Raw genomic sequence first — 23,422 nt, forward strand, 5'->3', positions numbered from 1 at the left:
TGTTTTAATTCATAACAATATAAATTTGCGCATCAAATAAATAAATGCAAAAAATAGTACGAAAGCTTCTATTTATTATTATAGTTATTCTATTCATTGGTAATGCACATGCACAACGTTTATATTTTCATATTGATGGCGGCGCAGTAAATTATGGGGGCGATTTACAGGATAAACTTATAACGTTGAACCAGGCAAATAGTTTTTTTGGTTTTGGGGCGCATTATAAAATATCAGGTATTTTTTCAGCAGAAGCATCAGTTTCTGCAGGCAAACTTGCTGCCAGCGATGCCAAAAGCAAAACAGAAACATTTCGCCGTAATCTTAGTTTTTACAGCAACCTTACAGAGGGCAGTTTAACACTACACGCAAATCTTAGAGATGTGCCATACAATGCAAAGTTTACACCTTATGTAATGGCTGGTCTTGCTGTTTATCATTATGCTCCTTATGCCTATACTATTAAAGGACAAAAAGTTTACCTGCAGCCTTTGGGGACAGAGGGCCAGGGTTTGTCCCAATACCTTGACAGGCATTCCTATAATTTAACGCAAATAGCATTGCCTTTTGGAGGTGGTTTAAAATATGCCATAACCAATAATTTTATAGTTTCCGCAGAAATAAGTTTTAGAAAACTTTTTACAGATTATCTTGATGATGTTAGCAGCCTGCGTTATGCAGATACAGCATTGCTGCGTGCATCACGTGGTGATCTTGCAGCTAAAATGTCATTCAGAAGCGACGAAACAACTAACCCTTTAAACTTTAATGCGCCTATACAGCGCGGTAATCCTGCAAAAAAAGATGCTTACTATTCTCTTCTTTTAAAACTATATATTGGATTAGATGGTTTGTTTGGATCGAACAACAACAATGGTTATTCAAAAAGAATGAGAAAGCAATCAAGCTGCCCGCCAAAAGTTCAGTAGCTTTCCACAATGTTTAAAAGTGATAAAGTAATTTGTATGCCCCGGACTTTTCTAACTTACATTAAGCTTCGGTTGCGTCGCACACTTGTACCGTATCACTTTATGCAACATTTGGCACTTCAACAAATACCTATATTAATTGTTTTAAGCGTATGAGTTATACAACGCTGGAAGCTTGTCTTATAGATCTTGAGAAAAATGGGGAGCTTGTACGGATAAAAGAAGAAGTTGATCCACATCTTGAGATGGCTGCTATTCATTTGCGGGTACATGAAGCAAAAGGCCCGGCTTTATTATTTGAAAATGTAAAAGGCTGTAAGTACAGGGCTGCATCAAATATCTTTGGCACACTGGAGCGAAGTAAGTTTATCTTCAGAGATACATTTGAGTTTGTTCAAAAACTTATACAATTAAGAAATGATCCTGCAACTGCATTAAAGAAACCATTCAGTAATATTGGTACGGGTATAGCTGCATTAAAAGCATTGCCTTTAAAAAATCCTTTCAGCAAACCAATATTAAATAGCATTATAAATATCTCAGACCTTCCATTAATACAGCACTGGCCAATGGATGGTGGTGCGTTTGTAACATTACCACAGGTGTACACAGAAGATGCAGATAACCCAGGCATTATGCAATCTAATCTTGGTATGTATCGCATACAACTTACAGGCAATGAGTATAGGCTAAACAAAGAAATTGGGTTACACTATCAATTGCATCGTGGCATTGGCGTGCACCAAACGAAAGCCAATAAAAAAGGGCAACCACTTAAGGTAAGTGTTTTTGTTGGCGGCCCGCCAGCACATACATTAGCCGCTGTAATGCCTTTACCGGAAGGCATTAGTGAAATGACATTTGCCGGCGTATTAGGTGGCAGAAGGTTCCGTTATTTTTACGAAGATGGATTTTGCATAAGTGCATATGCTGATTTTGTGATAACCGGTGAAGTGCACCCCGGCGAGAATAAAACGGAGGGCCCTTTTGGAGATCATCTTGGATATTATAGTTTAAAGCATCTCTTTCCATTAATGAAAGTGCATAAAGTATATGCAAAGAAAAATGCTATCTGGCCTTTTACTGTAGTTGGCAGGCCACCTCAGGAAGATACCAGTTTTGGAGAAATGATTCATGCACTTACAGGCGATGCTATACCAAAAGAGATTCCCGGCTTAAAAGAAGTGCATGCAGTTGATGCAGCAGGTGTGCACCCTCTTTTACTTGCAATTGGCAGCGAAAGATACACACCTTATATGCCTGCCAAAGAACCTTCTGAAATATTGACTATTGCCAATCATATTTTAGGTACTGGTCAATTAAGTCTTGCCAAATTTCTTTTTATTACAGCTGATGATAAAAATAAATTATCTGCACATGATGTAACAGAATTCTTTGATTACCTCTTGCGAAGAATAGACCTTACAAGAGATATTCATTTCTACACAAATACAACTATTGATACACTTGATTATTCAGGCAATGCATTAAATAAAGGAAGCAAAGTTGTATTTGCTGCTTATGGTGATGAGAAGAGAAATTTATTTTCTGCTGTTCCTGAATTTTTGCAGCCAAACAGGTTATGGCGCACTGCAATAATGGCAATGCCTGGCATTGCATGTATCAGCATTTCAGCATTTACAACATATAAAAATGCATTGGCAGAAATAAATGAACTGGATGATTTATTAAAACACAAAGTTGCTGCCTTAAAGGGTTTACCGTTGATCGTATTATGCGATGATGCTGCTTTTACCGCACAAAATATCCGTAACTTTTTGTGGGTGACTTTCACACGTTGCAATCCTTCTTATGATATTTATGGTATAGATAGTTTTTATAACTACAAACACTGGGGGTGTAATGGGCCACTGCTTATTGATGCAAGAATAAAACCGCATCATGCGCCTGCTGTAGAAAAAGATCCTTATACAGAGAAAAAAATAGAAAGAATATTTAATAAATCGGGAAGCTTATATGGATTATTAAAATAAAATAGGGCCAGTGGGGAACCAGCGGCCCTTTTTTCAACCCTAAACCCTTAAAAAACTGACGTAAAGATATAAAAAATGATTGTACACAAACAAGCAAAATTTATTTAAAAATATTTTTTTATTTTTTTGAACCATGCTTTTAATTCCAGCTCAAACTTTGTTGCGTCGCACCCTTGTACTTTCGGCTCAATATTTAACAAAGCGTACAAGTGAGTGACACAACAGGTGATGCCATGAAATATACTGCTTATAAACAAAAAATAATAGTAATTAAGCACTCAGGCAAGATTCGTTATGGTTGATTTAGTGTCTTTTCTAAGTTCAACAAATGCAAACCAGCCGCAAATTATTGTAGATAAGATGAACCATATAATAAGCATGCTTTTTATCCAGGAGAAATAAGAACTGGCGCCGAACCAATCGCCCAGATATAAAATAATGACAATGCCCATAACATTCTTCAATAATTCCCACACAAACGCGTATGGGTTGCGATCCATCAATTCTGTAAAAGCGTATACCATCAGGAAAAGAAATCCTCCATATATGAACATATTGGGGCTTCCTATCTTTGAGATATTTCCAAAAAGATAACTTACCAGTAGTAACAACATTACCAATTGAATCCATGACCATGTATATAAGCCAGCAGACCGGGCGGGGTTATACTTTTCAAAATGGTATACATCCTGGATTTTGCGAACAGGATATTTTTCTGCTACATCTGCCGGGCGCCAGCCTGTTGGCATAAACCATATACGCAATTTATTTTTTACACTTTTTGTGCGCCATGCATCTTTTATCAACAGCCATAAATGTTGGAAATTGATTTTGATAGGGTTCCATGTTTGCACCGGTCTTGTAATACCGTATACAGGTGGCGTATCCGGTAACTCTTCCTGAAATGTACCAAACAGCTTGTCCCATATTATGAAAATCTGCGACAAATTCTTATCAATGTATTCAGGGTTAATTGCATGATGAACCCTGTGATGCGATGGTGTTACCAATAATTTTTCAATAATACCCATTTTATTAATGTGCCTTGTATGATACCAGAACTGTGCAAATAACTGTATGGGAGCCACGATGGCAATAACTTCCGCTGGCACACCAATTATTGCGGCGGGTAATAAAAAGAAAGTGAACAATCGTACAAATACAGAATTGCTTTGCCGCAAGGCACAGGCAAGATTAAACTCCTCACTGCTGTGATGAACAATATGAGCATTCCAGAAAATATTGACTTTATGATCAAGGCGATGAACCCAGTAACCTGAAAAATCTAACACAATGAAGGCAATGATATAGGTCCACACAGTTGATGGGATATGAATTACAGCAAGATGTGCTACCATCCATTCATAGGTAATGATGGAAACGCTTAAGCCTAAAACATCTTTTGTTACATTAGTCACACCACTGCCAAGGCTACTGATCATATCCATGCCTCTGACTGTATCTTCCCCTTTTCTCCAACCATACCATTTCTCAAATAAGACCAATAGCAGAAATATGGGCATTGCAATCAATAGAATCTTACCGTATGTTTCCATAAACTTTGTTATCGGTATATAAAGTTATAGAATTAGCAAATGAAACATTTTATGATTATCACAAAATTGATAGCTGAAATTTTTACTGCGGATGTATTTCAATTGAATGTATAACAAAAAAAGCGTTGCTTAATTGCAACGCCTTTTTCATTTTATCTGTTTTCGCCTTTTTCTGATTTGTTGTGCGGTTTAGGCTTAGGTTTAACCACCTCTTTTTTTACCGGGGGCTTTTTATTTGCATTGGCATTGTTAGGCTTTTTGTTAGCATTGTTAACCCTTTGATTATCGTTATTATTTTCTTTCTGATCTATAGTCTTTTCATCAATATCCGGTTTGTAAATATTCACTGTACGTTTACTATCGTCAACAACTTCCCTGCCGGGCTTAGAGCTATTGCTTACATTCATTACGTTTACTTTTACCTTAGTATCTTTTTCAACTTCTTCACGTTTTGGGCCACTGTTGAACGTAACATTTCTGTTTGAAACCTTAGTAACATTCGTATTATTAACAATAGTAGTGTTTTTTATAATGGTAACATTTTTTGTATGAGATACATAATAACGATTAGGTCTTGGATCACTAATATATCTCCGTGGAACAAATACCCACCTTTCCGCAGGAATTGTATTAACGCCTACGCTGATACTTAATCCTGGTCCAAGCGGTGCCCAACCATAATAATCACCGCCCGTTCTCCAACTTACCCAAGCCGGAGCCCATTCGTACCCAGGAACCCAAAACCAACCAAAAGATGGTTCGTATGCCCAACGACCATAGTGGAAAGTTGCCCATCCCCATGAGTAATCTGATACCCAGGTCCATCCGTATTGTGTATAGACCCAATGTCCACCAGTATTATAGGGCGTAAAACCAGCTTGGTTATATATCCATATCTGGCCATATTTAGGATGGTTTGTCCATCTGCCATAAGCCTGCAAGTTATCGTGAAATACAGAAAAACTTACAGTAGCACTAACCTGTTGACCTTCAGAGGTGTTTGTTAATAGAAAGACTGCAGCAACGATTAATCCAAATGCTAGTGATCTTATTGATGTTTTCATATCCTTAAATTTTACCAAGTATCTAATGAAAAAACCCTGCCAATTGAGACCACGTAAAATTGTTAAAATGATTGCGGCTCTTAGAAAATAGCTGTTAAAATCTAAATAGTAATAATCGATTGCTTGATAAAAGAACCTGTTAGCAGTTTATTGATTATCGCCTAAAATATTCAGTGGAGCTTTTTTGAACCAGCCCGCAGTATTACAAAAAAACTTTACTTGCGTCGCACTCTTGTACGTTTTTTTCTTTGTTCGCCAGAAGAAGTGACAGTCCTTTCTGCTATAGGAAGGCAGATTACAGGTAATACAATGAGACGCATTTATTTGCAATAAAAGTATTAATCGCGATGAAATCAATTTTGAAAAGCTATATAACCTTGTTGGGTACGTTTTTTTTATTTGGCCACAATCTCGGTGAATATATATATAAAATGATCCCACTTATGACTAATAAAGAAGAAATAAGCTCTGCCTGTGTTGGATGGAAACCAAAAATATCATACTTGGTATTTACCCTTATTTTTTCTATAAAAAATCTTTCCATCCCATTTAATACCAGGTAAATACCAAACATTCTACCGGTAATTTTTATTCTTTTACGAATTGACCATAAAATGGCAAATAATACAAGACCCGTTATTATTTCGTAAAAGGGAGTGGGGAAAACCGGTAACGGAAGGTGATTACAATAATCCCCCCACTTACAATCTCCTAAAGGAATCCCTGTCTTATTTACATTATGCGGATAATTGTAAGCAAATAGCCAATCAGGTAATCCACCAAAGGCTTTAACTGATAAATGTTCTGCTGGCCCAATTAATCCATGTTCCTGGTAAATAGAACCGTAATTATTTAATGCTTCATTTACCTGGTTTGCAGGAGCCTGGTATACTCTTCCAAAAGGATCAGCCAAGTAAGCACTATTTATTATTCCCCAATCTCCATCCCCTGCAACCTGGCAACCTATTCGTCCTAATGCATAGCCAAGCATTAAAGATGGTGCAGCCGCATCAGCAATTTTTATAAAGCTTATTTTCTTTTTATGAAAATAATACCATAGCGCAAGTGTAGCAACAATTAATCCTCCATAGAATGTAAGACCACTTGGAGATATAAGATTTCCTATCGGATCTTCAATAAACCTGTCCCAGTTTTCAAGGTTATCAAATATTTTAGCACCTACAAAACCAGCCGCTGCAGCAATTATTACAATATCTCCCACTCTATCACTTGGCCAAATTCTAAGTTTTCTTTCTTCTGGTTTTGCAAGCTTATTCTTATTTTTTTCCCACCATTTTAGAGCCCCAAAAAAAATTGCAAGCGCTAAGCCCGCAGGCCAGCTCCCTCTTGAAGAGAAAATAAATGATTGTGGGTTATCCAACGCACCTTCCACAATCATAACACCAATAATCTTGAAGCCTAAAATAAAACCAAGAAAAAAATTAATAAAAATATCGGCGGGGCTGGCTGGCTTACCAACCGTAATGATAGTCTCCGTATAAGTAAATTCACCAAGCGATTGTCTGCGCTTTAACTCTTTTACCAAAACCCATGCAGCTATAAGAAAAGCTATTGCCACAAAGAACCCGAATGAATTAACCACCTTTAAAAAAGAAATGTCAATTCCAAAAATGTCTTTAAAAGCGTAATATAAATTTGGATACATTAAAGCTATTGTTTGTAAGGATTGCAATGTTAATCAAAAGAATAGATGTTTAGCAATGCAAAATGAAAAAATGCTACAAAATTTTGCCTGGCTTATGATTCAGATGAAAATGAGATGTAGTGTCCTCTTGGTTATTTCATTTTAGTAATAACGATACCTGATAATTTAGTTATGCTGTACAAGTGAGTGACACAACTACTGCCAATGCATATATAAGGATCAAACAAAAAACCCTCCCAGGAATGAGAAGGTTTGTATTTACTAACCCATCCATGACAAAGCTGAGCTGCACATGGAATAATGTTAACTGCTAACAATAAGATTCGAAAGCAGCAATAAGATTTCTTGCAATAACCTGTGCCGGCCGACCTTCAATCTGATGACGCTCCACAATATGCACCAACTGTCCATCTTTAAACAACGCAATTGCAGGTGAAGATGGTGGGTAAGGTAAGAGATGCTCCCTTACTCTGTTTACAGCAGCGAGATCAAAACCCGCAAAACTTGTGGTTAAACGATCTGGCTTTTTATCGGTATTATTAACTGCCATTACCACTGCAGGCCTTGCACTGCCCGCTGCACAACCACACACAGAATTGATCATTACTAAAGTCGTTCCTTCACTTTTTAAAGCGGCATCAACTTCATCAGGTGTTACTAATTCATCAAATCCATTGTCTGTTAATTCAGCCTTCATGGGAATCACTATTTCTGCTGGATACATTCTTTTCCTCCTGTTTTTCGTAATAGATTACAAATGTAACAGAAAACTTCTAAACTTTAAAAATTGAAAATAAAGACATTAAGTCATTTATCGAAAGTCAAAAGCGTCATTATGGCGTTAAAAGAGTGTTTAATTGCTGAAAATCTGTAATAATGAGCATTTTTTTGCAATGGTACAGCATTTGGAATTTGGTTGATAATTCAATTATTTAAAATAAAAACATAATAAAATGACACTCACAAAGCACAATTACAGAAACGTAAATGATTTGTTCGATGAATTTTTTCGTCCAAATGTTTGGGGTAAAGAAACAGGATTAACTGTTCCCCCTGTAAACATTCATGAGACAAATGATTCCTACCATGTAGAGTTGGTAGCGCCAGGCTTAAACAAGGAAGATTTTAAAGTAAATCTTGAAAAAGGATTACTAACTATCAGTTATGAAAAGAAAGCAGAAAGTGAGAATAAAGATTACAAAACACACCGCAAAGAATTTAGTGTGACCAGTTTTAAACGCAGCTTTAGTGTTGATGATAAAATAAACGCGGAAGGAATTCAGGCAAAATACGAAAATGGTGTGCTGAAACTCTTATTACCAAAGAAAGAAGAAATTAAAGTACAACCTAAAGAAATCGCTATTCAGTAAGTAATTTTTTTGATTCATAAGCAGTTGGTTTTGGTTAATGACCCCGCATTTCTATGCGGGGTTTTTCATTTTGTAATGTTTCCATTGTTATTGCTACTTATACATAAAGTTTATAAACCGATATTTACAAGATAAAGAAACGGTACAACTTGCATGCAGGCTACAAACGATTTTCTGTCACTTATAAACCAACATCAAAACATCATTCACAAGGTGTGTAACCTTTACATGCATGATGCAACTGATAAAGAAGATCTTTTTCAGGAAATAACCCTGCAGGCCTGGAATGCTTATAAAAGTTTTCGTGGTGATGCTAAATTTTCAACCTGGCTTTACCGCGTAGCACTAAATACGGCCATCTCTTTTTATCGTAAAGAAAAAAGAAAGCCTGTCTTTGAATCTGCTAACGAGTTCCCTGATCAACCTGAAGAAACATCCGAAATTGAAGAACAGATGCAGGCTATGTACAGCGCCATTGGTTCACTTTCTAAAATTGATAAGGCACTTGTAATGCTCTACCTTGAAGATTATAGTTACGATGAAATAAGCAACGTGCTTGGCATTACAGCTAATAACGTTGCAGTAAAAATGAACAGGATAAAAACAAAGTTGAAAGAAGAAAGCAAAAAACATTATCAGTTCTCATAAAATAAAATATATGGAATTAGATGAACTGAAATCATTGATCAACGGCCGTATGGAGCGGGTACAAAAAGAAAAATCACCTGCCGAGATTGCCTTGCTTATGGGCAGGAAAACACAATCCATAACAGGCAAAATAAAACGCAGCCTGCTTATAGAATTAATTATAACAATTGTCTTTACAGTGAGCTGCGCAGCTATAACTGTATTTGCAAAGTATCATTCTTTGCGTATCTACTTTGGTATATTTACTATCATCTCCTTATTGTTTATTCCATTGTTATACCTTAAATTAAACAAAACACGAAAACTAACTAACACTATTTTCCCTGTAAAGAATAATCTCCAGGTACTGGTAAAACTAATACACGAATACATCAGGCGCTATTTTCAACTTACCATGGCGCTGATACCTTTAAGTATTATTATATCATTTATACTTGGTTATACTGACGGAAATTTATCCGATTCCTCAACACAGAATTCATTTTTCTCTAATCTTATTGAATCTCCTCTATTGATGACTTTTTTGATTGCTTACATCATTCTTTTTTCTGTGGGCATGTATTACTTTACCAAATGGTATTTGAAAAAGCTTTATGGTAATTATGTAAAACAGCTTGAAGATCTTATTGCTGAATTAGAGGAATAATAATATTTTTTTGAACCCGGCTATTATACTGCTATTTAACTTCTGTTGCGTCGCACGCTTGTACTGATGCACATGAATTGGCAATTGTCAACCAACTTTTTAAAATAACACCTGACGAATAAGTTTCCGAACGTACAAGTGAGTGACACAATAGCCGATGCCATAAAACACTTCCGTTCGTTACATAAAAAAACTGTTAGCAGTAATAACCACTAACAGTTTTTATAAACTTTTAAAAAAACTTTACTGCTTTAGCACATTTTGCTTAGCCACTATATTTCCTTTGGCATCTGTAATCTTTACCAGGTAAGTGCCGGCGGCTACGTTGTTCAAAGGTACTTTTATAGTTTGTGTTCCTTCCGTTGCATCAAAGCTTTTATTGATAAGCAGTCTGCCTGAAATATCAAATACACTATAATTATATTTCTCTGCAGCAAAAGTTGTAATGTTAATATTAAGCACATCCTTTACAGGATTAGGATAAATATGTATCAAACGTTTTGCATCATTTTTCAGTAAAATCACATTTGAATATTCAAGAGAACCATCATTATTGATAATTGCAATTCTATAATAATTGTTTCCGGCAAAAGGCAGTGCATCTATGTAAGTATGTTTTCCAACAAGGTCTGCAGCACTAAATTCCAATGAACCAATTGCTGTAAAATTATTTCCATCTGTGCTTTTGTCGATTCTAATGGTTTTTACATTTACTGCCTGTAGAATGTCTATATACAGTTTATTACTGTTGTTTACATACTCACCATAAAACTTGGAAAGTGTAAGTGGCAAAGCTGTACCATTTAAAGTAGCATTGAAAATTGCTTTTGTATTACGCAGTCCGTCAAAATACAAAAGATAATTATGATTGGCACTTAAACCAGTAATTGCGCTTAGCGAACCATTACCTGTAAATGTTCTGCAGGCAATAGGTTGTGGGTAATTCTGACCAGCCGGGCAACTGTTAACGTCATATACAGCAAGTCTTATACCTTGGCCTGAACAGGTATCAGCTTGTCCTGCCGGCGTAGTTGCATAATTGCTGATAAGAATATTTAAACTGCTGTTGCTGGTACCATTAGTCTTTATAGCATAAAACGCATTATTAACTACAAATTGTCCATTTACAACACCACAGTTAATGGCAGTAAATTGTGGGTCTGAAAGTTTATTGCTGGTGGCATGTACCAGGTCAAAGTTTACAATTGTACCAGGTGTTGTAGGTGTTGTAGGAAATGAAGCCGGACAATTATCATTTGAAATGACAGTATATGATAACGGTGTCATTTCACTTGTAAATGCACCGCTGCAAACACCATAAGAATTGCTTTGTTTTGTTGTAGTATATAAGGCGCCCTGGTATGCTGACACGTCAAGAGAACGCCTATCTACATAATTGGTTATTGCATAATGCATCAGCTTACTGGGATTAATGTATAAGGCATTATTTCCATTACTTGATTCAAGATCATCATTAATGTGTGCAAGATTAAGTGCATGGCCTAACTCATGCAGGATAACCATTTCAAGATCCAGATCCGATCCCTGGGGAAAGCAGGGACCTACCGTAAAAGTTGTGGTTCCGGCCGAAACGCCATTATTTCTTACAACCATGTCAAACCCAATTTTCTGTGCCTGGTATAAAGTAGTCGATGTTTTTGTACAAGCAGAAAAATATCCATACGTTGTGGCCAAAACGCCACTGGGCAATACGGCATTACCTGTATTCTTATTATCAAACATGATCACATTTTTATTGTCAGAAGAACTCACCGCCTGTGTTGTAGTAGTTCCTCCCTCAATGAAATTTACACCAACCTGTTCTTTCCATGTAGTAATAGCACGCAAAAAAGTAGCTTTCTCGGGAGCAGTATTAAAATTTTTACCACTACCTGCAGTACTGGTGCTATATAAAAAACTATAACCGCCCAAAGAATTGGTATTCATCAATCTTGGTTCACTTGCCAACGTATCACCACCGTATATAAATTCTGCATTCAAAACACTATAAAAAACATTGAGTGTATCAACCGATGTGTTACTGGTTCCATTACTTATTACAACAGCTATTTTACCTGTTGCTGCTCTTGATGGTACTTTAATTTCAATTTTAGTATCACTCCAGGAAACTATGTATGATGAATAATATGGTATAGAATACGTTGGGCTTGTTGATGCGGAATTCCCATCTTTAAACTTTACGGCACATGAACCGGAAGGTGTTGCGCCAAACCCAGAGCCATTAATTGTTAGAGTATTATTTGCCGGGTCATTTAATGTGCCTCCGTGTACAGTTGTTGGAGAAAAGGAACTTATGCTTGCTGCAAGTACAGTCGATCCTGCATTGGAAGTATTTACTTTATTTACCTTGTAACTGTTGTTAATTATTTTCAGACCTCTGCCTGTTTTCTGCTGAAGTAAATTGTATAAATTTTTTTCGATGCCTTTATAATTTGCAAATGGTGCATTTGCTTCATCAGCAGCTTCATCATATCGTAGAAATCCCTGGTCACTGCTGTAAATATCAAGCATTCCTTTTTTGGTGATGGGAGATTTAAGCGAACTTACATTCGGCTGGCAAAAGAAAATACCTGTTTGACCTTTCTCCAATACAAGCAGATCGGATGCTTCTATGTAAAATAAGTCAACAGTTCCACCAATTGTTACAACCTCAACTTGTTTTTCTTTTATATCCCCTTTAAAAGATTTGTATACATCAATGGTATTAGTAGTATATATCATCGAATGATCTTCATTCCAGAAACTTTTTTTACCAACCACTTTTCCTTCAATAATTAAAGATGATTTTTGAACCTTCTCATCAAGATCAACCTTATACAACTGTGCATGCACAAAAGATGAAATAAAAAGGAGGGATACGAAAAAAACTGTAAAACGATTTAATGCTTTCATATTGTTGGTTTTTAGCGAAATACAACATTTAAAAGTACTGGAAAAAGATATACGTGAAAAATAAAAAAGCCGTTCGCATGAACGGCTTTTATTTATTAAAATTTTATGGGATATTACCATTTGTCTACCTCTTCTGTTGAACCATTTGAAGATGTGGGCGTTTCAATTTGCACAATCTCAACAACGGAAACAGTTTCAACCACCGATGCAACTTCTTCTGTGCTCTCTGTTGCATCCTGGCTTTCGGGGTATTCATGGTTAAATGCATCAAAATCAAAATCAGGCATTAATTCTGTTTTTACATAATCAACTGCTTCGCCCAATGCTTTGATGAACTTGTTGAAATCTTCTTTGTATAGAAATATTTTATGCCTGTCATAACCATCTTCATTGAAACGTTTCCTGCTTTCTGTAATGGTTAAAAAATAATCATTACCTCGTGTAGCGCGTACATCAAAAAAATATGTTCTTCTTTTTCCCGCCCGTATACGTTTGCTGTACACGCTTTCCATTTTCTTGTCGTTGTTTTCGTAAGCCACTGGTTAATACGATTTTGGTTAATTAAATCCGTTGATGCGCAAATATAGGATTGTTTTAATATTGCCAAAATTTTACCAATTTATTTCGTGCTTTTTTTGCCTTTTTCAAGCAATTATTAATTCGCAAAAAGCTTTTTTGCTTCATCAATGCATATTGTACCAGGCTTATCCTGCATCATTTTATTTTTTTATTGAACCGGCATTTTGTTTATATGGCATCGCTTGTTGTGTCACTCACTTCATGGTTCTTAACTTTTATGAACAGGATTTTTCTGCCAATATTAATACCACATTTAAATGTATAATATCTCATTTTTGATGTTTATATTTTTCTTTGTTTATCCAAAAATATCTTTCAGACTTCTACCTTAATTATTAGTCATTACCTGTAAATTACAAATACATTCTCCACGTCAATTACTTCCCTTATTAAACATTTATCCGGCTGATTGCTGCATACAGAATAGAGCGTACAGGAGTGCGACGCAACGAAGCCCGGCCGTACTACAGAAGAAGGGCTACAAAATTAAAAAAATGCAGAAAAATGTTTTATAAATCAAAAAAATGTAATTTTAATTGCTATTTATAAATCTTTTGTAATAATGGATGAAAAAATGGATGAACTGGATTACCAGATATTAAGAGAACTGCAGAAGGATGGAGCCATGTCGCTTACAATAATTGCTAAAAAATTAAAGGTTTCAATTGGCACTATACGAAACAGGTTATCAAGATTAATTGAAGATAATACGGTACAGATCATTGGCCGCGTAGACCCCGACAAAGTTGGATTCCATGCATATGCCCGCATTTTTATTTCTGTAAAACCAGCAAAACTAATACAGGCCACCGCTAAAAGGTTATCCCAATTTCCTGAAGTTAGTTTTCTTGCGATGATCTCCGGTAAATATGATCTTGAATTAAATGTGCAGTGCCGGGATAATAATCACCTGATTGAATTAATGGAAAAGATACATGTTATTGAAGGTGTATATGAAACAGAAACAAACATGTACCTGAAAGTTTTTAAAATAGCTCAGCCTGATCTTGACCTGGTTAAAGATCTCTGGGCCAAATAACGTTGCCGCCATTAACAAGTAAAACCAAACAACTGCTTATGAAAGGAAAACAACTGCTCTTATTCATGTTGCTTTTTTTTGCTGCTTTGTATTATCATAATACGTATGCGCAAACCGATGGCACCTTACTTAAAGGAAAAGTTACAGGCAAAGATGCGCAAGCACTGCCAGGTGTAACGGTACAGGTAAAAGGCAAATCCTCAGAAATTACCCAGACAGATGCTGATGGTAATTTCTCTCTGCGAACAAAAGAATTTTCAGGAATTCTTGTTTTAACAAGCGTTGGCTATGCAACAAAAGAAATTGCCTTTAATCCTGCGCTTGTTTCATTTGAAATAAAGTTGGAAGAATCCGTGAGTGTACTGAATGAAGTAGTACTAACCGGTTATATCAAACAAAAGAAAAGTGATATTACCGGTGCCATCTCTTCTGTACGCAACAAAGAATTTAAAGACCAGCCGGTATCCAATCTTGCACAAAGCATGCAGGGAAAGGTTTCCGGCGTATTAGTTAGTCAGCCATCGGGCACACCGGGTGCAGGTTTGCTGGTAAGTGTACGTGGCACCAATAATCCATTATATGTGGTAGATGGTGTTCCAATGATCAGTGAAAGCAACTCGTCTCTTTCTACTTCTTACGATACAGATGGTAATGAAGTTGGGCAAGGACAAAATGTAAGTTCTATTTCAGATATCAATCCGGATGATATTGAATCTATCGAGATTTTAAAAGACGCTTCTTCTGCTTCTATCTATGGTGCACGTGCAGCCAATGGTGTTGTATTGATTACCACAAAAAGAGGTAAGAGTGGAAAAACAGATTTTGCATTCAACAGCTTTACCGGAACGCAAACCGCCGCAAGAAAAATTCCATTCCTGGATAGTAAAGGTTTTGTTGCACTGATTGAAGATGCAAGAGCGCAGGATCTGAAGTTATATAACCAGGATCCCACTTTATTTGGTGATGGTTTTGATCCTGCTATTCTTACTAACCCTCTTCCTGACTCATGGAACACTGGTGTAAATACCAATTGGCTTGATGAAGTTTTGCGTACAGCACCTATAAGTAATATTCAGTTATCTGCGCGTGGTGGTAATGACAAAACAAAATTCTTTATTGCCGGTAATTACTTTGATCAGCAGGGTATTGTTATCGAAAACTTTTTTAAACGTGGTTCCTTTCGTATGAACGTAGATAACAAAGTAAGTAACCGCGTTTCTATAGGAGCCAATGCCAGCTTTACTTACAGCCGTAACCGCAGAAGCTTTAATGATGATACTTACACCGGAATTGTAACAAATGCAATAGGCGCATCTCCATTAGAACCCGTTTACAATGCAGATGGCTCCTACTCTGATTATACAGAATACCAGGCAAGCTGGTTGAGTGACAATCCTGTAAAATCTGCTAAAGAAATTACGGCCTACACTTCAAGCTATCGTTTTATTGGTTCAGTATTTACAGATATTGATATTGTTAGCAATTTAAAATTCAGGAGTTCATTTAGTACAGATTATTCCAATCTTACAGATGATCAGTTCTTTGATCCTATAACAACAGACGGCGAAGCTGTAGGTGGTAAAGCAATAAAAGGTTTATACAGGAATACAACATGGCTGAATGAAAACACATTGGTTTATCAAAACACCTTTAAAGAAAAACATGATCTTACTTTATTTGGTGGCTTTACCGTACAATCATCAAAGATCAATTCATCATCTATCCGCGGACAAGGTTTTCCTGCCGGAAGCGGATTGCAAAATATTTCCAGTGCCTCCAGTATTACAGCAGCATCTGACCTTAATACCGGTTGGGGGCTGGTTTCATTCATAGGCCGTGCTAACTATGCTTTTAATTCAAAGTACCTGGTTGCTTTAAGTGCCCGTTATGATGGTTCTTCAAGATTTGATCCTTCAGACCGGTGGGGATTATTCCCCGCCGCCTCTGTTGGATGGGTATTGACAAAAGAAAAATTCCTGGAAGATTCTAAGTGGTTAAGCAATCTTAAACTGCGTGTAAGCTATGGTTTAACCGGCGACCAGGAAATTGGCAACTTCCAATACCTGAGTTATTGGACTCCCGGCCGCTATGATGGTTATGCAGGCTTGCGTCCACGCAACCTCGGCAACAAAGACCTTACCTGGCAGCGTAACAAAATGCTCAACCTTGGTATTGATTATGAGATCATGAAAGGCCGTTTCAGCGGTTCAATTGAATACTTTAAAGGCAACAGAACAAAATTATTAGCAGAAGCTGCGTTGCCCGCCACATCAGGGTTTCCGTCGATCACCATTAACTCTGGTGAAATACAAAATTCAGGTTTGGAATTTTCTTTGAACGCATACATTGTTCGACATAAAGATTTTACTTACACTTCTTCTTTCAACATCAGCTATCTTAAGAATAAGATCAAATCTTTGTATTCAGATAATGAATTACTAAGTGCATATAATGATCTTTTCCCGACACATATTTTAAAAGTAGGGGAAGCAGTAGGGTCATTCTGGGGCATAAAATACCTTGGTGTAAATCCTGATACAGGTGATCCCGAATTTGAAGATCTTAATAAAGATGGTGTTATTGATGATAACGATCAGCAGATTCTTGGCAAAGCAACACCTGATGTATTTGGTGGATGGACAAATGATTTCCGTTATAAGAACTGGGACTTATCTATCGTATCACAATTTAGTTTTGGCAATAAAGTTTATAACCTCATTCGCAGCACTTATCAAACACTTGGATGGAGCGACCAGGGTTGGGATGAAAATGGTGATCTCTACCAGGTTTATGCAAACAATGCAACTATCGTAAACAACCGTTGGGAAAAACCCGGAGATCAAACAGATATACCAAGAGCGTCGCTTATCTTCTCTAATTATTTACAAAATTCATCGCAGTTTATAGAGAACGCATCGTTCTTCCGTATAAGAACAGTCAACCTGGGTTATACAATAAAACCTAAGTCCACAAAGGTTTTCACGTCTTTACGCTTATATGCTCAGGTGCAGAACCTGCATGTGTTCACTAGTTATTATGGCTTCGACCCTGAAGTAAGCAGTAATGGTGGTAATGCTCCTGAAACTGCCGGGGTTGATTATGCTGCATACCCACAGGCAAGAACAATAACTTTTGGTGTAAACTTTAATTTCTAAAATGATGAAAAGAAATTTTATGAACCCGGCTCCATTACTACTGTAAAACTTTTGTTGCGTCGCACTCTTGTACGTTCAACGTTTTGCTCAGCATTGAACAAGACCGCTGAAGTGAGTGACACAACGAAGATGATAAAAGATATAAAGCCGGTAACATAAAATCATACATCAGAAACAAAATACTATGAAAGGAATAAAATATATTTTACTGTTTGCGATGATCAATATCACTGCAACATCCTGTAAAAAAATTCTTGATATTACTTCTCCAAACGAAGTAGGTGATAACACGATCTTTACTTCTGTTGATGGATTACGCAATGCAAGAATTGGTATGTACAATACATTGCAGGACAGAAATTATTATGGTGGCTACTTTCCATTGTTTACAGAATGTTATACAGACAATGGTACAACAGGCGGTTATGATGTAATTGACCTGAATGATATTGCTGCAAGAACAGTAGGCACTTCAAATATTTATGTAGAGCAATCTTACAATGCTATTTACAACACCATATATACAGCGAATAAGATCATCAACAATATTGATGCTGTTCCAAATCTTGATCCGGATGAACATGATAATACATTAGCAGAAGCTTTGTTTGTAAGAGCATTGGCAGAATTTGATTTGTTAAGAACGTGGGGTGAACATTGGGATAAAAATTCTCAATATGGTATTAGCATCGTTACTACAAATGATGCGCCGCAGCAACCAGTTGCAAGAAGTACAGTAGAAGAATCGTATCAGCAGATCATTGCAGACCTGCAACAGGCAGATGGATTATTCAATAATTACCAGGGTAATCAATACAGTTCCTTGTCTGCTGCAAAAGCATTGCTGGCAAGGGTTTACCTGTATCATGGAGATATGACTGAAGCAGCAGATATGGCTACAGCCGTAATTGATGATGCAAATTTTGGTTTGCTTGGCCCCGATGATTTCACCAAAATATATACGCAGAAACTTACGGAGGAAAGTGTATTTGAATTAGTGTTTGATCCGCAAAACATCAGTGCATACAATGCAGCCACTTATTTAAGAGATGATGCATTACGCAGTGATGTGATCTTTATTGCCAATGCTGATCTTAATACATTTTTTGAAAGCAGGCCGGATGATAAACGTAGCCAGTTGGTTGATTTCGTAAACAACGATGTGAGTATTGAACCAGATGGGCGTACTCAAAAATATCGTGGAGAAACTACAAAAGAAAATTCTGCTTACATTATTCGTCTTGCCGAAATGTATTTAATAAGAGCAGAAGCATCAGGTATGGAAGAAGGCCTTGCAGATTTAAATGCAGTACGTACAGCAAGAGGAATGGAAGAATTATCCTCGTCGGATTTTGAAACAGAAGGCGATTATATAACTGCCATTCTTGATGAACGTCGCGCTGAATTAAATTTTGAAGGTCAGCGTTTATCAGATCTTGCACGTTTGGGCAAAGTAGAAGAATATTTAGGGGAAGGTGTAAATCCAATTATGCCAATACCTGCAAGAGAAACCAGTGCAACAAATGATGTGGTGGTTCAAAACCCGGGATATTAATTAAGTGAAAAGTGAGAAAGAATGAACATATTTAAATCTATATTTCCATACACCCTCGAAACGATTGCTGAATACGAAGTGATGAGTGTAGCAAAAGTGGAAGCATGTTTAGCACAATCTGCGATCGCTTTCAAATACTGGCGCAAAACATCTTTTGCTGAAAGAAGCAAACTGATGCTGCGTGTTGCAGATCTATTAACAGAACATAGGGATGAATATGCAACACTCATCACCAATGAAATGGGTAAAGTACTGAGAGAAGCTAAAGCGGAAGTTGAAAAGTGTGCTGCATGTTGCAGGCACTATGCAGCACATGCAGAAAGTTTTTTAAAAGATATTGATCAGCCATCCGATGCTTCAAAAAGCTATGTAAGCTTTGAACCAATTGGAGCTGTACTTGCCATTATGCCCTGGAACTTCCCTTTCTGGCAGGTGTTCCGTTTTGCAGCGCCTTATTTAATGGCGGGAAATGTGGCATTATTAAAACATGCACCAAATGTTTGTGGTGTAGCACTGGCGATTGAAAAATTATTTGTGGAAGCAGGCTTTGCCGAAGGAGTTTTTCAAACATTGATTGTTGATGTAGATGTTGTTGAAAAAATTATTGATCACGACATTGTACAGGGCATAACGCTTACCGGCAGTGAATTAGCAGGTTCGAAGGTTGGCGCATTGGCTGGCAAAGCAATCAAGAAATCTGTTTTAGAATTGGGTGGCAGTGATGTAGTAATTGTATTGGAAGATGCAGACATGCAAAAAGCAGCGCAGGTTGCAACTTTGTCCCGTATGCAGAATGCAGGCCAGAGTTGCATTGCAGCCAAACGTTTTATAACAGTAGGTAGTGCTAAAAATACTTTTACACAAGCTGTACAAAATGAAATCGCCAAACTGAAGCAGGGCAATCCATTTGATGAAAGCATTACTACTGGCCCTATGGCAAGAATTGATCTTGCTGAAAAAATAGAAGAACAATTCAAGGCATCATTAAGCAAAGGTGCTCAATTAGTAACAGGTGGTGACCGCAATAATTGCAACTTCACTCCTGCCCTGCTGGTGCATGTGCATGAAGGCATGCCCGCATTTGATGAAGAAGTATTTGGTCCAATGGCAAGCATTATAGAAGCTAAGGATGAAGCAGCAGCAATTCGTTTTGCAAACGATCATCGTTATGGCTTAGGTGCTGCAATCTGGAGCAAAGACACAGACAAAGCACAATCACTCGCTAAACAAATTGAAGCAGGTGCTGTGTTTATTAATGCATTGGTAAAAAGTGATCCGCGCTATCCTTTTGGTGGCATCAAAAAATCAGGATATGGAAGAGAATTATCTTATTTCGGTATCCATGAGTTTATGAATATTAAAACGATTTATGTAGGCTAATAAAAACTTGTTATATGGAAAGTGTTGCAGAAATGATCTCAAAAAAAGATGAACTCTATCAACGAAGAAAAAATTTGGTACCTAATGCCTTAGGCATCTTCAATCCATCTTCTGTGCAATATGCACATGGATCTGTTATGATCGATGCTGATGGAAGAGAGTTGATAGATTTTGCAGGTGGTATTGGTGTGTTAAATGCAGGCCATTGTCCGCCAACAGTTGTAAAAGCTATACAGGAGCAGGCTGAAAGGCTTATCCATAGCAGCTTTAACGTAGCTGTTTATGAAGAGTATCTGGAACTTGCTGAAAAGTTGATAGAGATATTACCGCATGGTGATGCTACAAAAGTAATGTTGCTAAACAGTGGTGCAGAAGCGGTAGAGAATGTAATTAAGATCGCGAAGCAGGCAACCAAACGTCCTGCTGTAATTGCCTATGGCGGCGGCTTTCATGGACGAACAATGATGGCCATGTCACTAACTTCCAAGGTTGCCTATAAAAGCGGTTGCGGCCCTTTTGCACCGGAAGTATATCGCATAGACTATCCGGCTTACAACAAAAAGAGACAACAAATTTCTGAAGAAGTATTTGCAGAACAGGAAATCCAAAAGCTGAAATTATTCTTCAAATCAAATGTGCGCAGCGAAGATGTTGCTGCTATCATTATTGAACTGGTGCAGGGTGAAGGTGGTTTCTATGTGGCACCTAAACCCTACGTTCAAAAACTAAGAAAACTTTGTGATGAACTTGGCATCATGCTCATATTCGACGAAGTACAGAGTGGTTTTGGTCGTACAGGAAAATGGGCGGCGTATGAACATTACAATGTAACGCCAGATCTTTCTACCTGGGCAAAAAGTATGGGTAGTGGTGTTCCTATTGCTGCGGTAATTGGCAAGGCGCATATCATGGATGCGGCAAGTCCGGGCACGATTGGTGGTACTTATGCAGGCAATCCAATTTGTTGCGCTGCATCATTGGCTACTATCAAATATATGGAAGAGATCAACATCAATAAACTTGGCGAGCAGGTTGGAAACATTGTGCGCAAAAGATTTGAGCATTTTCAAACTACATATCCAAACATCATCGGTGAAGTGCGTGGGCTTGGCGCTATGCTTGCATTTGACGTTATCAAAGATGGCGATGATACCAAACCAAATGCAGAGCTTACTAAAAAAATAATGGAAACATGCGCAGAGCGTGGCCTTGTAATTATTACTGCCGGTGTGTATGGAAATGTAATTCGCATTCTTAGCCCTTTGGTAATTGAAGAAGAACTATTGAATAAAGGATTGGATATTTTGGAACAGGTTATAAGTGAAAATGTTTAGGAAGTTTTTTTACCAGGCACTAGAATAAAAATTAAACTTTCGTTGCGTCGCACTCTTCAACGGTTAGCTCAATCCTGGACGGAACGTACAAGTGAGTGACACAACAAATGTATAACAGCAGCAATGCAGCTGGCTTCATAAAAAAATAAAAATGATACTCAATTATATCAACGGCGAATTCATACAAGCACAATCCGGTAAAACGGAAAAGCTTGTCAATCCGGCAACAGAAGAAGTGATTGATGAGATCACATGGGGAAACATTAATGACTGCAAAGTTGCTATAGATGCAGCAAACACTGCATTCAAAACATGGAGTAAGACCAATGTTTATCAGCGCAGCACAATATTGAAAAAAGCGGCAGACATCATTCGTACAAACGTAAATGACTACGCAAAAGACACCGTGATGGAAAGCGGTAAACCCATGGCCGAAGCAAAAGGTGAATGGATGGTAGCGGCAAATTTATTTGAGTGGTTTGCGGAAGAGGCGAAACGTGCATACGGCCGCACCATACCTGCGATACGCAACGATAAGCGCATGATGACCATCTGGCAACCGATGGGCGTGGTAGGTGTGATTACTGCCTGGAACTTTCCTGCATACAATCCTGCACGTGCATGGGCTGCAGCGTTAGCGGCAGGCTGCACACTCGTTACAAAAGGATCTGAATTTACTGCATCATCCACTAATTGCCTTGTAAAGGCATTGGCAGAAGCGGGTTTACCTGCCGGAGTATTGAATAATATTAATGGTGATGCGGCCATAATAGGTGATGAATTTTTAAGTAATCCTGTCGTTAAGAAAATAAGTTTTACCGGCAGCACAAGAGTTGGAAAAATATTAATGGATGGGGCATCCAAAACAAACACGAAGCTTTCATTAGAGCTTGGTGGCAACGCACCTGTTATTATTAATCATGATGTGAATGTAGAAGCATTGGCTGTATCATCTGTTACAGCAAAACTGCGTAATGCAGGCCAGGTATGCGTTGCACCACAACGCTTCTTTGTTCATGCATTTGTGTATGATCAGTTTGTTGCCATTGCATCAGATGCTATTAAAAATATTAAAGTTGGTTATGGTTGGGAAAAAGATACCAATATGGGGCCTTTGATCAATCAACGCCAGCAACAGCAGGTGCTTGAAATCATTAACCACGCTAAACATGCCGGTGCAAAAGCTGCAGCAGCAAATGCCCCTTCAGATAAAGGTTGGTTCGTTCCTCCTACCCTGCTTACAAATGTTGATGAAACAACAGAGGCCGTAAATAAAGAAATATTTGGCCCTGTAATGCCCATCATAAAATGGGAACATAAAAATGATGTAATTGAATGGGCCAACAACACACCTTACGGTTTAGCTTCTTATGTATGGACGAACAATATCAACGATGCATTTTTATTTTCCGAATCCTTAGAGTTTGGAATGGTGGGTATTAATGAATGGGCGCCGCATGCAACAGAAGCGCCTTTCGGTGGATGGAAACAAAGTGGTATTGGTCATGAAAGCGGCAGCGAAGGGTTGTTTGAATACATGGAAAAGAAATTGATCAGTTGGGGTGGGTTATGATGAGTGATAGGAAAGCGTACA

Annotated in this window: 17 protein-coding genes; 11 read left to right on the top strand and 6 right to left on the bottom strand. The window is 37.6% G+C overall.

Annotation, left to right across the window (positions count from 1 at the left end; genetic code table 11):
- Nucleotides 1-44 precede the first annotated feature (44 nt).
- On the top strand, nt 45-929 hold the full coding sequence (locus FRZ67_RS01765; protein ID WP_147187890.1) for a DUF6089 family protein: 885 nt from the start codon (nt 45-47) through the stop codon (nt 927-929).
- A 152-nt stretch (nt 930-1,081) separates the two neighbouring features.
- The gene (locus tag FRZ67_RS01770) at nt 1,082-2,923 is read left to right on the top strand and encodes a UbiD family decarboxylase (RefSeq protein WP_147187891.1); all 1,842 of its coding nucleotides are present in this window, start codon (nt 1,082-1,084) and stop codon (nt 2,921-2,923) included.
- Nucleotides 2,924-3,201: 278 nt separating this feature from the next.
- Here FRZ67_RS01770 and FRZ67_RS01775 read toward each other — a convergent pair whose 3' ends face one another.
- The 4 genes from FRZ67_RS01775 to FRZ67_RS01790 all read right to left on the bottom strand — a co-directional run bounded on the left by FRZ67_RS01775 (nt 3,202) and on the right by FRZ67_RS01790 (nt 7,933).
- Entirely contained in the window at nt 3,202-4,479 is a 1,278-nt protein-coding gene (locus FRZ67_RS01775) for a sterol desaturase family protein (RefSeq protein WP_147187892.1), read from the bottom strand.
- A 152-nt stretch (nt 4,480-4,631) separates the two neighbouring features.
- A complete protein-coding gene (locus tag FRZ67_RS01780) occupies nt 4,632-5,543 on the bottom strand; it encodes a DUF6600 domain-containing protein (protein WP_147187893.1) in 912 nt (303 codons plus the stop codon).
- A 367-nt stretch (nt 5,544-5,910) separates the two neighbouring features.
- On the bottom strand, nt 5,911-7,209 hold the full coding sequence (locus FRZ67_RS01785; RefSeq protein WP_147187894.1) for a prolipoprotein diacylglyceryl transferase: 1,299 nt from the start codon (nt 7,207-7,209) through the stop codon (nt 5,911-5,913).
- A gap of 310 nt (nt 7,210-7,519) precedes the next feature.
- Entirely contained in the window at nt 7,520-7,933 is a 414-nt protein-coding gene (locus FRZ67_RS01790; RefSeq protein ID WP_147187895.1) for a BrxA/BrxB family bacilliredoxin, read from the bottom strand.
- Nucleotides 7,934-8,162: 229 nt separating this feature from the next.
- On the opposite strand from FRZ67_RS01790, the gene FRZ67_RS01795 reads away from it, so the two are divergent.
- From FRZ67_RS01795 to FRZ67_RS01805, 3 genes are all read left to right on the top strand, one after another.
- A complete protein-coding gene (locus tag FRZ67_RS01795; RefSeq protein ID WP_147187896.1) occupies nt 8,163-8,579 on the top strand; it encodes an Hsp20/alpha crystallin family protein in 417 nt (138 codons plus the stop codon).
- A gap of 153 nt (nt 8,580-8,732) precedes the next feature.
- Nucleotides 8,733-9,227 carry an RNA polymerase sigma factor gene (locus tag FRZ67_RS01800; protein WP_147187897.1) on the top strand — a complete coding sequence of 165 codons (495 nt, stop codon included), beginning with the start codon at nt 8,733-8,735 and terminating at the stop codon, nt 9,225-9,227.
- A 10-nt stretch (nt 9,228-9,237) separates the two neighbouring features.
- A complete protein-coding gene (locus FRZ67_RS01805) occupies nt 9,238-9,873 on the top strand; it encodes a DUF8845 family protein (RefSeq protein ID WP_147187898.1) in 636 nt (211 codons plus the stop codon).
- Nucleotides 9,874-10,116: 243 nt separating this feature from the next.
- Here FRZ67_RS01805 and FRZ67_RS01810 read toward each other — a convergent pair whose 3' ends face one another.
- Nucleotides 10,117-12,786 (bottom strand): T9SS type A sorting domain-containing protein, encoded by a 2,670-nt coding sequence (locus FRZ67_RS01810; RefSeq protein WP_158638280.1) that lies wholly within the window; start codon nt 12,784-12,786, stop codon nt 10,117-10,119.
- Between the two features lie 113 nt (nt 12,787-12,899).
- On the bottom strand, nt 12,900-13,325 hold the full coding sequence (locus tag FRZ67_RS01815; protein WP_147187900.1) for a DUF3276 family protein: 426 nt from the start codon (nt 13,323-13,325) through the stop codon (nt 12,900-12,902).
- A gap of 602 nt (nt 13,326-13,927) precedes the next feature.
- Here FRZ67_RS01815 and FRZ67_RS01820 point away from each other — a divergent pair.
- From FRZ67_RS01820 to FRZ67_RS01845, 6 genes are all read left to right on the top strand, one after another.
- On the top strand, nt 13,928-14,404 hold the full coding sequence (locus tag FRZ67_RS01820; RefSeq protein ID WP_147187901.1) for an Lrp/AsnC family transcriptional regulator: 477 nt from the start codon (nt 13,928-13,930) through the stop codon (nt 14,402-14,404).
- Between the two features lie 38 nt (nt 14,405-14,442).
- Nucleotides 14,443-17,559, top strand: a complete 3,117-nt coding sequence (locus FRZ67_RS01825) for a SusC/RagA family TonB-linked outer membrane protein (protein WP_147187902.1) — start codon at nt 14,443-14,445, stop codon at nt 17,557-17,559.
- 184 nt (nt 17,560-17,743) lie between these two features.
- Complete coding sequence (locus FRZ67_RS01830) at nt 17,744-19,114, top strand: RagB/SusD family nutrient uptake outer membrane protein (RefSeq protein WP_147187903.1); 1,371 nt, start codon at nt 17,744-17,746, stop codon at nt 19,112-19,114.
- Between the two features lie 21 nt (nt 19,115-19,135).
- Entirely contained in the window at nt 19,136-20,494 is a 1,359-nt protein-coding gene (locus FRZ67_RS01835) for an NAD-dependent succinate-semialdehyde dehydrogenase (RefSeq protein WP_147187904.1), read from the top strand.
- Between the two features lie 14 nt (nt 20,495-20,508).
- Nucleotides 20,509-21,828 carry an aspartate aminotransferase family protein gene (locus FRZ67_RS01840; RefSeq protein WP_225975476.1) on the top strand — a complete coding sequence of 440 codons (1,320 nt, stop codon included), beginning with the start codon at nt 20,509-20,511 and terminating at the stop codon, nt 21,826-21,828.
- Between the two features lie 151 nt (nt 21,829-21,979).
- Nucleotides 21,980-23,401, top strand: coding sequence for an NAD-dependent succinate-semialdehyde dehydrogenase (locus FRZ67_RS01845; protein ID WP_147187905.1), 1,422 nt, complete (start codon nt 21,980-21,982; stop codon nt 23,399-23,401).
- Nucleotides 23,402-23,422 lie beyond the last annotated feature (21 nt).

The sequence above is a fragment of the Panacibacter ginsenosidivorans genome (assembly GCF_007971225.1).
Lineage (GTDB): Bacteria > Bacteroidota > Bacteroidia > Chitinophagales > Chitinophagaceae > Panacibacter > Panacibacter ginsenosidivorans.